At 72.4% G+C, this 11,960-nt stretch carries 12 protein-coding genes; 4 read left to right on the top strand and 8 right to left on the bottom strand.

Translation table 11 applies throughout. The features are described 5' to 3' along the window. The first annotated feature begins 72 nt into the window (after nt 1-72). Complete coding sequence (locus AB0L89_RS34000; protein WP_365150053.1) at nt 73-1,500, top strand: M1 family metallopeptidase; 1,428 nt, start codon at nt 73-75, stop codon at nt 1,498-1,500. A 27-nt stretch (nt 1,501-1,527) separates the two neighbouring features. Here AB0L89_RS34000 and AB0L89_RS33995 read toward each other — a convergent pair whose 3' ends face one another. From AB0L89_RS33995 to AB0L89_RS33980, 4 genes are all read right to left on the bottom strand, one after another. Then, nucleotides 1,528-2,046, bottom strand: coding sequence for a GNAT family N-acetyltransferase (locus tag AB0L89_RS33995; RefSeq protein WP_365149894.1), 519 nt, complete (start codon nt 2,044-2,046; stop codon nt 1,528-1,530). A 10-nt stretch (nt 2,047-2,056) separates the two neighbouring features. Then, on the bottom strand, nt 2,057-3,103 hold the full coding sequence (locus AB0L89_RS33990; protein WP_365149891.1) for a hypothetical protein: 1,047 nt from the start codon (nt 3,101-3,103) through the stop codon (nt 2,057-2,059). After that, nucleotides 3,081-3,437, bottom strand: coding sequence for a PadR family transcriptional regulator (locus AB0L89_RS33985; RefSeq protein ID WP_365149888.1), 357 nt, complete (start codon nt 3,435-3,437; stop codon nt 3,081-3,083). The genes AB0L89_RS33990 and AB0L89_RS33985 overlap by 23 nt, the downstream gene beginning before the upstream one ends. A 209-nt stretch (nt 3,438-3,646) precedes the next feature. After that, nucleotides 3,647-4,222 carry a TerD family protein gene (locus AB0L89_RS33980; protein WP_055696644.1) on the bottom strand — a complete coding sequence of 192 codons (576 nt, stop codon included), beginning with the start codon at nt 4,220-4,222 and terminating at the stop codon, nt 3,647-3,649. Between the two features lie 190 nt (nt 4,223-4,412). Between AB0L89_RS33980 and arfB the strand changes: the two genes are divergently transcribed. Next, the gene (gene arfB / locus AB0L89_RS33975; RefSeq protein ID WP_365149885.1) at nt 4,413-4,841 is read left to right on the top strand and encodes an alternative ribosome rescue aminoacyl-tRNA hydrolase ArfB; all 429 of its coding nucleotides are present in this window, start codon (nt 4,413-4,415) and stop codon (nt 4,839-4,841) included. A gap of 158 nt (nt 4,842-4,999) precedes the next feature. Here arfB and AB0L89_RS33970 read toward each other — a convergent pair whose 3' ends face one another. Further along, on the bottom strand, nt 5,000-5,518 hold the full coding sequence (locus AB0L89_RS33970; RefSeq protein ID WP_365149882.1) for a flavin reductase family protein: 519 nt from the start codon (nt 5,516-5,518) through the stop codon (nt 5,000-5,002). A gap of 396 nt (nt 5,519-5,914) precedes the next feature. Here AB0L89_RS33970 and cdgB point away from each other — a divergent pair, with 396 nt between their 5' ends. Both cdgB and AB0L89_RS33960 read left to right on the top strand, forming a co-directional pair. Beyond that, the gene (gene cdgB / locus AB0L89_RS33965) at nt 5,915-7,552 is read left to right on the top strand and encodes a diguanylate cyclase CdgB (RefSeq protein ID WP_365149879.1); all 1,638 of its coding nucleotides are present in this window, start codon (nt 5,915-5,917) and stop codon (nt 7,550-7,552) included. A gap of 88 nt (nt 7,553-7,640) precedes the next feature. Further along, a complete protein-coding gene (locus tag AB0L89_RS33960) occupies nt 7,641-8,642 on the top strand; it encodes a carbohydrate-binding protein (RefSeq protein WP_365149876.1) in 1,002 nt (333 codons plus the stop codon). 54 nt (nt 8,643-8,696) lie between these two features. Here AB0L89_RS33960 and AB0L89_RS33955 read toward each other — a convergent pair whose 3' ends face one another. The 3 genes from AB0L89_RS33955 to nagA form a co-directional block, all read right to left on the bottom strand. Next, nucleotides 8,697-9,545, bottom strand: a complete 849-nt coding sequence (locus AB0L89_RS33955; RefSeq protein ID WP_365149873.1) for a class II fructose-bisphosphate aldolase — start codon at nt 9,543-9,545, stop codon at nt 8,697-8,699. 148 nt (nt 9,546-9,693) lie between these two features. After that, a complete protein-coding gene (locus AB0L89_RS33950; RefSeq protein ID WP_365149870.1) occupies nt 9,694-10,632 on the bottom strand; it encodes a 1-phosphofructokinase family hexose kinase in 939 nt (312 codons plus the stop codon). Nucleotides 10,633-10,813: 181 nt separating this feature from the next. Then, nucleotides 10,814-11,953, bottom strand: coding sequence for an N-acetylglucosamine-6-phosphate deacetylase (nagA, locus tag AB0L89_RS33945; protein WP_365149867.1), 1,140 nt, complete (start codon nt 11,951-11,953; stop codon nt 10,814-10,816). Nucleotides 11,954-11,960: the final 7 nt, after the last annotated feature.

Here is an 11,960-nt window from a genome sequence, read left to right as displayed (position 1 = left end):
GAGAGGTCCCCTGCGCGGGGTCCCATACCTCCCCCGGCCCGAACATTTGCCGCATAAGATCACCGGGTGGAACTGCGATCCCCGGCCGTCCGAGCCGCCACCGTCACCTGTGCCCTCGCCCTGCTCGCCACCGTCAGCGCCTGCAGCGGTTCGGGCGCGGACGGCACCCCGGGCGCCGACGGCGTGCGCGACCCGTACTTCCCCAAGCTGGGCAACGGCGGCTACGACGTGGCGCACTACGGCCTGAAGCTCGGCTACGACCCCGACTCCCGCCACCTCACCGGCACCGCCGAGATCACCGCGCGCGCCACCAAGAGGCTCAGCGCCTTCAACCTCGACCTGAAGGGGCTCGACGTCTCCGCTGTCACCGTCGAAGGCAAGGCCGCCCGCTTCCAGCGCGCCGGCCACGAGCTGAAGGTCCGCCCCGCCGACGACCTCGACCGGGGCGAGACGTTCCGCGCCGTCGTGCGCTACTCCGGCACCCCCGAGACCGTCACCGACGCGGACGGCTCCGAGGAGGGCTGGCTGAAGACGGCCGACGGCGCGCTCGCGCTCGGCGAGCCGACCGGTTCGATGGCGTGGTTCCCCGGCAACCACCACCCGAGCGACAAGGCCTCGTACGACATAGAGGTCACCGTCCCCAAGGGCCTGAAGGCCGTCTCCAACGGCGAGTTGACCCGCGAGACGACCAGGAACGGCCGGACGACCTTCGCCTGGCACAGCGCCGAGCCGATGGCGAGCTACGTGGCGACCGTCGCCGTCGGGAAGTTCGAGATGGAGACCACGACGACGGACGACGGGCTGCCGGTCGTCAACGCCGTCGAGCCCGGTGAGGCCAAGGCGAGCAAGAAGGTCCTCGCGAAGATCCCGGACATCGTCGAGTGGGAGGAGTACAACTTCGGGCCCTACCCGTTCTCCTCCACCGGCGCGATCGTCGCCCGCGAGGACGACGCGGGGTACGCCCTGGAGACCCAGACCCGGCCCACCTACCCGGGCGCCCCCGAGACCGGGCTCGTCGTCCACGAGCTGGCCCACCAGTGGTTCGGCAACTCCGTCACGCCGAAGTCGTGGCAGGACATGTGGCTCAACGAGGGCTTCGCGACGTACGCGGAGTGGCTGTACGAGGAGGACCACGGCGGCGACAGCGCCCAGGAGACCTTCGACGCGCTCTACGAGGGCGACTACTTCGAGGACGACGAGGACAACGAGGCCGTCTGGGCCTTCCCGCCCGCCAAGCCGACGAGCGCCGAGCACATCTCGGACTCGCCCGTCTACGAGCGCGGCGGCATGGTCGTCCACAAGATCCGCCGGGCGGTCGGCGACGACGCGTTCTACGACATCGTGCAGGGCTGGACGAAGACGTACCGCCACAAGAACGCCGACACCAAGGACTTCACGGAGTACGTCGAGCAGCACGCGGGCAGCGAGAAGGCACGCGAGAAGGTCGCGGCGATCTGGGGCGACTGGCTGTACGGCGAGGGCAAGCCGGACAAGCCCTGAGGGAGCGCCGCCCCGGCCGTGCCCTCCTCAGCCCGCGCGCAGCGACTTCCGCAGGACCGCGCAGGGCCGCCGCAGCGCCCGGTCCTCGCGGTGCCCGATGACGAGATAGCCGAGCGCGGTCCAGAACCGCAGCGCCCCGGGGTTGTTCTCCAGGACCGCGAGCCGCACGGCGTCCCGGCCCGCCGCCCGGAACCGCTCCTCGACCCGGGTCGCCAGCTCCCGCCCGACACCCGTGCGGTGCACCTCGGCGGCCACCACGAGCAGTCCGATCCACGGGTCGGGGTCGGCGGGGTCGGGGTGGCGGGCCAGGGTGACGGCGACGCCGACGAGCCGCCCCTCGGAGCGGGCGAGCAGCACCTCCGCGTCGGGGTGGGCCAGCTCGTCCGCGAGGGCCTTGGCGACCTGGTCGACGCGGATGTCGTGGGCGTCGGGAAAGTCCCCGCTGAGCGCGAAGAACGCGTGGTTCGCGGCGTACAGGGCGGTGACTTCGGTGAGCACGGAGCCGGGCAGCGCGCCGTCCACCGCCGTGAGCGGTTCGAGGATCATGCGCGGCAGGCTAGCGGGACGCCCCGGCCCCGGCCGGTCCGCGGGACTGCCGCCACTCGCCGAGCACGCCCCACAGCCAGGCGCCCGCCGCGCCGACGTAGCAGGCGAACCAGCCCGTGAAGCCCGAGCGGACCGCCTCGTCGACGGCGAGCACCACGAGGATCCCGGCCATCGCGACGGCGCGGTAGAGCTTGTGCCGGGCGATGCGCTGCCGCTTGCGGGGCCCCTCGGCGAGCCGCATGGCGTACACCTCGACGTCGCCGAACGTGTCGTCGGCCCGCTCGCCGCCGGGCGCCGCGAGATGCTGCCGGGCCTCTTGCACATGGCCGCGCGCCTCCGCGGCCGTCATGGCGTGCCGCCCCCGCAGCAGCCCTTCGAGCCGCGTGAGCCACTGCTCGTCGTCGGCGTGCGGCCGGGGCGTGAACCACCGGTCGAGGACGGCGTCGGGGAACAGGTAGACGCCGACGGCCCAGGCGACGCAGCCGGCCATGAGCACCGGCACGGGCACCTCGAACAGCTGCGCGTCCGGCAGCGCGGAGAGGACGGCGGCCCCGCCCGCGACGGCGCAGGCGGCTCCCGCGAGGAACCCCCACATGCCCCGCATCCGGCCGGCGGCACGGGCGACGAAGGCGAGGGTGACGAGCGAGACGACGACCACGACGGTCGTGCACCCGGCGACCGAGGTCCAGCTCCCCGACACCCACAGCCCGTCCTCGATCCAGTACAGGACGCACAGGACGAACCCGATGAACCCGAACGTCCCGAGGGAGGCGGAGACCCGCTCGCCCGGCGTCAGGCCGTTCGCGTCGACCTTGGCCCGGTGTTCCTCGCTGATGCGCTCGGCGGCGACCGTGCGCGCGTACGCGTCGGCGGTGCCCAGGACCTCGGAGGCGGGCAGGTCCGCCTCCGTGACGACCTGGTGCGCCTCGGAGAGCACCTCGTCGGCGAGTCCGGCGGGCGCGTCGTGGTCGAGCACGAGCCGCACGCGGACCCTGTCGGCCCACTCCTGGTCCGCCTCGCGGGCCCAGCTCAGGTCAGGCGTCTGTGTCTTGCCCATGGTCTTCCCCCTTGTCGAGGAGCGAGGCGACGGTCCGGGTGAAGTCACCCCACGCGGCCTGGTCACGCCGCAGCCTCGCCCGCCCCTCCTCGGTGATCCGGTAGTACTTCCGCCCCGGCCCGCCCTCGCCGGCGCCCCACTCGACCTCGACGGAGCCCTCTTCTTCGAGGCGGGTGAGGGCCGGGTAGAGCGTCGCGGCCTTCACGCCGTCGAGGCCCGCGTCGGCGAGGCGGCTGAGCAGGGCGTACCCGTAGCTCTTCGGCTCGCCGTCGAGGATCCCGAGCAGGCAGAGGGGCAGCGCGGCACGGGTCCACGGGGTGTGAGCGTCGGCCACGGCGCCCTCTCTCTCGTCGATGTCTCTTCTGCTCTGCTGACTATTACAGTATCCAGAATAGTCGGCGATCTGTAAATCCCGAGTGGCCCGGAGGGTGCTCAGGAGAGGACTTAGGAGGGGGCCCGGGAGGGTTCCGGGAACGCCGAAGGGCCCCGGCGTGTGCCGGGGCCCTTCGGGACGGTCGGCCGAGGTCGGCCGGTGGCGTCGGATCAGACGTTCACACCGAAGTCCTGCGCGATGCCGACCAGGCCCGAGGCGTAGCCCTGGCCGACGGCGCGGAACTTCCACTCCGCGCCGTTGCGGTACAGCTCGCCGAAGACCATGGCGGTCTCGGTGGCAGCGTCCTCGGAGAGGTCGTAGCGGGCGATCTCGGTGCCGCCGGCCTGGTTCACGATGCGGATGAACGCGTTGCGGACCTGGCCGAAGTTCTGCGAGCGGTTCTCGGCGTCGTAGATCGAGACCGGGAAGACGATCTTCTCGATGTCGGCCGGGAGGCCGGCGAGGTTCACGTTGATCTGCTCGTCGTCGCCCTCGCCCTGGCCCGTGACGTTGTCACCGGTGTGGACGATGGTCTGGTCCGGTGTCGCCTTGTTGTTGAAGAAGACGAAGTGCTGGTCCGAGAAGACCTTGCCCTGGGTGTTCACCGCGATCGCGGAGGCGTCCAGGTCGAAGTCGGTCCCGGTGGTGGTGCGGACGTCCCAGCCGAGGCCCACGGTGACGGCGGTCAGGCCCGGAGCCTCCTTGGTGAGCGAGACGTTGCCACCCTTGGACAGGCTTACTGCCATTGTTGGGAGTCCCTTCCCTCGTTGCATTCGTACGGGCTTCGTACTGGGGACGAAGCTACCGTCACCCCTAACAACGCGGACCGGGGTCCCCAGGGTTCCGCTCCGCTTTACTTTCTTTACCTCACCGGATCCGGGCGGCGTGCCGGAAAAGCGCGTGACGTGAGCCCGACAGGCGCGGGACCATGGGGGCATGTCCGGTCCCCATGTCATCCGCGGTTCGGTCCTCCTGCCCGAGGCCGAGCTCATGTGGCGTTTCTCGCGGTCGTCCGGGCCGGGCGGGCAGCACGTCAACACCAGTGACTCCCAGGTCGAGCTGCGGTTCGACCTCGCGAACACCGACGCGCTGCCCGAGGTGTGGAAGCAGCGCGCCCTGGAGCGCCTCGCGCCCCGGCTCGTCGACGGCGTCGTCAGCGTGCGGGCGAGCGAGCACCGCTCCCAGTGGCGCAACCGCGAGATGGCCGCGACGCGGCTCGCCTCGCTGCTCGCCGAGGCCACCGCGCCGCCGCCGAAGCCGCGGCGCGCGACGAAGATCCCTCGCGGCATCAACGAACGGCGCCTGCGGAACAAGAAGCAGCGGAGCGAGACCAAGCGGGGGCGCTCGGGGCAGGGCTGGGGCTGAGGTGCGCCCCGTCGGGGGCGCGGGGTACTGCGCGAGCAACCACAAAGAAGCCGCAGACGCGTCTGCCGGGATCTCCCGGGACGCGACCGCGGCTCTTCGCGCGCTGAGCGCGCAGTTCCCCGCGCCCCTTATGGGGCTCCGGCAGCCCCCGGCGGCGCTCAGCCCAGCTGTCGATAGCGGCCGCGGAAGTACATCAGGGGGCCGCCGTCCGCGCTCGGGAGCGAGGCCGTCAGGACGCGGCCGATCACCAGCGTGTGGTCACCCGCCGTCACCGTCTGCTCCGTGCGGCACTCCAGCGTCGACAGCGCGCCCCCGACCAGCGGGGCGCCGCTCGCCGCACCCCGTACGTACGGAATGTCCTCGAAGAGCAGCCGGTCGCTGATGCGGCCCTTCATCGCGAAGCGGCCCGCGATGTGGCGCTGGCTCTCGGCGAGCACCGACACCCCCCACAGGGGCTGCTCGGCGAGCAGGTCGTCCATCCGGGAGCCCTCGCGCAGGCTCACCATCACCAGGGGCGGGTCCAGGGAGACGGACAGGAACGCCGTGGCCGTCATGCCCACGTCCTCGCCCGCCGGGGCGGTGGGGTCGTCCGGGTCCAGGGCGGGCTCGCGCGCCGTCACCAGGACCACGCCCGCCGCCAGGCGGGACATCGCCGCGCGGAACTCGTCGTTGCTCACCCCATCAGCATGCCCATCCGGTGACGGACGGCGCGGGGAGGGCGGGGCCGGGAGAGTCTTCAGTACGTGAGCCACGCCCCGACGCTAGCCGGGGGGCACCCCGCGCCACATCGGGCGCTGGAACGAGACGGGTCCTAGGACCAGGGGTGGCACTCAGTGCCCGCGGAGCGGTGGACTAGTCCAAGGGACTGGACCAACGGCGGCTTCTCACCTGTGACTTGAGTCACAGGGACCATATTTTGTTGACCCTGTGTACCGAGTGAGCAGCTCGCTGTGATTCAGTGACGGAGGCAATAAGACACTGAGGGCACAAGGCACGGAAGTACCAAGACACAGAAGAACACTGCGGGCGCTGCGCATCCTGGAGTTGCTGTCGAGGTCTCGGGGAGAACGAGCATGGAGACCGAGTCGGAGCCGTACGTCCGTCTTGCGACCCTGCGGCAGCTGCACCAGGTGGTGGCGGAGCTCAACACGGCCCGGAGCCTGGCGGACACGCTGCAGACCGTCGCCGACGGAGTGGTCAACGGCCTTGGCTATGAGCTGGCGTGTGTCAATCTCGTGCGCCCGGACGGCGATCTCGTCGTCGCCGCCTTCGCCGGCAACTCCTCCGCCGAGGCCCTCATCACCGGACGCGTCGGCTCCCGCGACGCCTGGGAGCGCCGCCTCGCCATGGGCGAGCCCTGGGGCGCCCTGCGCTTCATCTCGTACACCGAGGGCTGGGTCCTCGACGACGACGACGTACCGCAGTGGTACACCGAGGGCCCCGAGCCCCGCTTCGAGGACGAGTGGCACCCCTCGGACCGCCTCTTCGCGCCGATGTACGCGACGGGGGCGGCCGGCGGCGAACTGCTCGGCGTGATCTCCGTGGACCGCCCGCGCAACGGCCGCAGGCCCGGCGCCTGGGGCCGCGAGGCCCTCCAGATGTACGCCTTCCAGGCCGCCATCGCGATCAGCAACGCCCGGCTGCGTGCCAACATGCAGCGCGCCCTGGTCCGCCTGGAGCGCGAGCAGCAGGCGCTGCGGGCCAGCGAGGAGTCCTTCCGGCAGGCCTTCGAGTACGCGCCCTCCGGCATGGCCATCGCCGAGATGGGCGGCGACCAGCACGGCCGCATCCTGCGGACCAACGACGCCCTCTGCCGCCTCCTGGGACGCCCCGCCTCCGCCATGCGGCGCTACTCCTTCTCCGACCTCGTCCACCCCGAGGACATCGGGACCCTGCTGCGCACCTCCGCCGAGGGCGGCCGCGCCGAGCTGCGCCTGGCGCGGCGCGACGGGACGTACGTCTGGGTCAGCCTGCGCAACTCCGTCGTCGCGGACGCCGCCGACGGCCCCCGCTTCCTGCTCACGCACGTCGAGGACATCGAGGAGCGCAAGCGCCGCGAGCTCCAGCTCGCCCACCGCGCAAGCCACGACTCGCTGACCGGACTGCCCAACTCCGCCGAGCTGCGCGCCCGCCTCAGCGCCCGCCTCTGTCGCAGGCCCCACGCGGGGCAGCCCAGCGCCGTGGACTCCCTCGACGCCGCCTACGAACACGGCTTCGACTTCGGGCCCACCACGCACCAGCAGGACGAGGGCTTCGACCACCACGTCCACACCGTCGCCCCCGAGGGCGGCGAGGGGGACGTGGACGACGGCACCAAGGGCCTCGCGGTCCTCTTCTGCGACCTCGACGGCTTCAAGTCGATCAACGACCGGTTCGGGCACCACACCGGCGACGCCGTCCTCATCGAGGTCGCCAGGCGCCTGACCAGCGGCGTCCGGGACGGGGACACGGTGGCGCGGCTCGGCGGCGACGAGTTCGTCGTCCTCGCCGACGGCCTCGGCCGCGCCGACGCCCAGGACCTCGCCGTCCGGCTGCGGAACGCGATCATCCCGCCGATCCGCGTCGACGGCAGGGCGGTCCGGGTGGGGGCCAGTTTCGGTATCGGCTGGGCCCACTGCGGGATGTCGGCGGACGAAGTGTTGCACTCGGCTGACCAGCGGATGTACGTGGAGAAACGCTCCCGTGCCAAGCAGCACCGCCGGGCCGGATAGCGGCCCGGATGAGGTCAACGCCACCCCGTGGGCTCACTCGGACCGGGTAGGCTCCCCGCGTCAAGCGATGTGAGGGAGTGACCAGGGAATGACGCCCGGCAATAACGGCGGGAACACGCCGAGCGCGCCGCAGGGCGACGACGATCCGTTCGGCTATCTGTACGAGGACGGACAGGCAGCCGGAGCCACCCCGCCGAGCGGTGGGGGCGGATACGGGTACCCGGGTCCCCGTTCCTCGTACAACCAGGTCAGAGCGGTCGGCGACCGGCGCCCGCAGTACGGGCAGACCCAGCCCACGCAGCAGTACGGCCAGCAGGCGTACGGCCAGCAGGTCCCGCAGCAGGGCCAGCAGGCCTACGGCCAGCCGAACGCCCACTACACCGCCCCCGAGGCCCAGCCCGGCGGCGCCCCGGTCACCGGCGCCCCGTACGCGCCCGCGCCCTCGGGCCGGGGCCGCGGCCCCAACAGCAAGGGCCTGCTGATCGCCGCCATCGCCGTGGTCGCGGTCGTCGCCATAGGGATCGGCGCCGCGGTGCTCTTCGGCGGCGACGGCGACAAGGGCGACGGGGGCGGCGAGGCCGGCGCCAAGCCGTCGCAGGCCGAGAGCGTCAAGCCCAGCGAGAAGCCGACCAAGGAGCCCGAGAAGGACGTCGAGCTGCCCAAGACCGACGCCAAGGCCCTGAAGCTGGAGGGCGGCACCAGCACGGCCTCCGACGTCGACGGCGCCAAGGCCGCGGGCGGGGTGTACGTCGCGGGCTTCGACAAGGTCGGCGCGCAGGTCACCTGGACGGTGAACGGCATCGACAAGGGCGGCGACTACAGCCTCCGGGTGAACTACGGCGTCCCCGGCAAGGACTCCAACGCCACCATCCTCGTCAACGGCAAGAAGCAGACCCGCCCCCTGAACATGAAGAACTTCGCCGGCGCGAAGGAAGGGGAGTGGGACAAGGGCTGGACCAACACCTGGGCGGTCGTGCAGCTCACCAAGGGCACCAACACCATCACGCTCACCTGCGACCAGAGCAACCTCTGCGGGAGCGTCGGCGCGAACATCGACCAGATGTGGCTCGTCGAGGGCAGCAACGGCTGACCCCCGACAGCCCGCCTCCTGGGGCTGCCCGCCCCGAGGCCGCCCGGCCCGGGGCTACGTGAGCAGCCCCAGGAACCCCGCCACCGTCCCGGCCATCGCCTCGCGAGCCGGGACGAGGTATTTCCGGGGGTCGACGCCCTTGTCGTGGGCGGCCAGATACGCGCGGACCTCGCCCGTGAACGCCGTGTTGAGCGCCGTGCCCACATTGATCTTCACCATGCCGGACGCGATCGCGCCGCGGATCTCCTCGTCCGGCACGCCGCTCGATCCGTGCAGGACCAGCGGGACGGGGACGGCCGCCGCGAGCGAGGCGATCAGCGCGTGGTCCAGGGCCGCCGTGCGCTCCGTCATCGCGTGCGAGGAGCCCACCGCCACCGCGAGGGCGTCCACGCCCGTCTCCGCGACGTACGCGGCCGCCTCGGCCGGATCGGTGCGCACGCCCGGCGCGTGCGCGTCCAGCGGCGCCTCGCCCTCCTTGCCGCCCACCTGGCCGAGCTCCGCCTCGACCCAGATGTCGCGCTCGTGGCCCCAGCGCACCGCGTCCGCCGTCGCCTTCACGTTCTCGCCGTACGACAGCTTCGAGGCGTCGAACATCACCGAGCTGAAGCCCTCCGGGTGCGCGGCCCGCAGCAGTTCGACGTCCGTGACGTGGTCCAGGTGGAGGGAGAGGCGGGCCGTGGAGGCGCGGGCCACCGCCGAGGCCGCGGCGGCGACCGCGGCGAGCCGGCCGCCGTGGAACTTCACCGCGTTCTCGGATATCTGGAGGATCGCCGGGGCCCCGGCCCGCTCGGCGCCCAGCGCGACGGCCTCCGCGTGCTCCAGGGTGATGACGTTGAACGCGGCGACGCCATGACCCGCGGCGCGGGCCTCCGCGACCAGTTCACCGGTGCTGACGAGTGGCACGATGCTCCCCAATTCCCAGGGCGCTGCGCCCCGTTGTGCGGTGCGGACACGACTCCGTGCGTACGGCTCCGTGCGTACGGCTCCGTGCGTACGGCTCCGTGCGTACGTCTCTTGCGTACGGGCCTGCGTACGGACGCGGGATACGGCGTCAGGTGCCGGCGGAGACGGCTCCGGTGACCGCGACGCGCGGCAGTAGGTCTTCGTACGTAGCGGGATCGAACTCACCGGCCACCGGCGCCACCACCGTCGCGGCGGACAGCGCTACCGCGCGGGCCAGGCGCTCGGGCCACGGCAGCCGCTCGGCGAGGCCGGAGAGCAGGCCCGCGACCGCCGAGTCGCCGGCGCCCGTCGGGTTGCCGTGCACGCGGGCCGGGGGCGCGGCGCGCCAGCCGCCGTCGGGGGTGAGGGCGAGCAGGCCGTCGGCGCCCAGCGAGGCGACCACGGCGTGCGCGCCCCTGCGGCGGGCGTCGCGGGTGGCCTGCGCGGGCTCGTGGGAGCCGGTCAGCTCGGCGAGTTCGTCGGCGTTGGGCTTGACGATGTCGGGGCGGGCGGCGACACCGCGGCGCAGCGGCTCCCCGCTGGTGTCGAGCAGGACGGGGACGCGGGCGGCGCGGGCGGCGCGCACCAGGAGGGCGTAGGCGCCGACGGGGACGCCGGGCGGCAGGCTGCCGCAGAGGGCGACCGCGGTGACGTCCTCGCGGTGCACCAACTCCTCGTAGGACGCCAGGAAGGCGGTCCACTCGGCGGGGGTGACGGCCGGGCCCGGTTCGTTGAGCTGGGTGGTGTCGCCGGTCGTGGCGTCGACCACGGCGAGGGTGCGGCGGGTGGCGCCGCCGACGGGGGCGAGCGCGTCCGTGAGGCGGGGCTCGGGGGCGAGGTGCTCGCGCAGGGTGCGGCCGGTGTCGCCGCCCGCGAAGCCGGTGACGGTCACGTCGTGGCCGAGGGCGGCGAGCACGCGGGCGACGTTCAGGCCCTTGCCGCCGGGGCGTTCGGTGACCTCGGTGACGCGGTGCGAGGCGTGCGGGACGAGGGCGGGGACGCGGTAGGTGAGGTCCAGGGCGGCGTTCAGCGTGACGGTGAGTATCACTCGTACCACCCCCCGAAGTACCTGGCCGTACGTCGTCCGCACGGAACCGGGAACGCGCGTGCCGTCGGCCTCTTCCGGGGTCTGATCATGCCAAACAGAAGGCGGTTGGCCCAGAGGTCAGGGCCAACCGCCTTGCGTTCCTTGACGCGTGAACGGGTGGTGGAATCACCCGAGTTGGGGGCTAAAAGGGCTCAACCACCCATTCGCCCTTGCGCATCACGCCCTTGAGGTCGAAGGCCGCGTCCAGGACCACCAGGTCGGCGTCCTTGCCGGGCTCAAGGGAGCCGACCCGGTCGGCCAGGCCCAGGAGCCTGGCCGGGTTGGCGGAGATGGCGCGGACGGTGTCCTCGACGGAGAGGCCGTCGACGGTCACCGAGCGCTTGAACGCGCGGTCCAGGGTGAGGGTCGAGCCCGCGATGGAGCCGCCCTCGACCAGGCGCGCGACGCTGTCCTTCACCTCGACCTCCAGCGGGCCGAGCATGTAGCGGCCGTCGCCGAAGCCGGCCGCGTCCATCGCGTCGGTGATGAGGGCGACGCGGGCGGGGCCCGCGTGGTGGAAGGCCAGCTCGAAGGCGGCCTTGTGCAGGTGGGTGCCGTCGTTGATGAGCTCGACGGTGACCCGCTCGTCCTCCAGGAGGGCGGCGATGGGGCCGGGGGCGCGGTGCCCGAGGGCCGGCATGGCGTTGTAGAGGTGCGTGGCGACGGTGGCGCCCGCGTCGATCGCCTCGGCGGTCTGCTCGTACGTCGCGTCCGTGTGGCCGATGGCCGCGATCACGCCGTGCTCGGCGAGGAGGCGTACGGAGTCGATGCCGCCCGGCAGTTCGGTGGCGAGCGTGACCATCCTGGCCTGGCCGCGGGCGGCGTCGATCAGCTTGCGGACGTCCGCGGGGTCGGGGTCGCGCAGGAGGGCCTCGCTGTGCGCGCCCTTGCGGCAGGGCGAGATGAAGGGGCCCTCGAAGTGGATGCCGGCGAGGTCGCCCTGCTCGGCGAGTTCGGAGAGCAGACCGGCGCGCTGGGCGAGGAAGTCCATCTCGCCGGTGACGGTCGAGGCGACGACGGTGGTGGTGCCGTGCAGCCGGTGGGTGTGGATGCCCTTGAGTACGTCCTCGACGGTGCCGGAGGTGAAGGAGGCGCCGCCGCCGCCGTGGTTGTGGAGGTCGACGAAGCCGGGGACCACCCAGTGGCCGCCGAGGTCGAGGGTCTCCGCGTCCGCGGGAGCGCTCCCGGCGATGCGGCTGCCGTCGACGATCACGCGGCCGTCGGTGAGGGTCCCGGTGGGCAGAACCACCTGTGCACCGGCGAGAACCTTGCTAGTGGCCATCAGGTGG

Source organism: Streptomyces sp. NPDC052114 (assembly GCF_040680155.1).
In the GTDB taxonomy this organism is placed as follows: Bacteria; Actinomycetota; Actinomycetes; order Streptomycetales; family Streptomycetaceae; genus Streptomyces.
The sequence above is the reverse complement of the archived record's forward strand: the minus strand, read 5'-3'. Positions and strand labels throughout refer to the sequence as shown.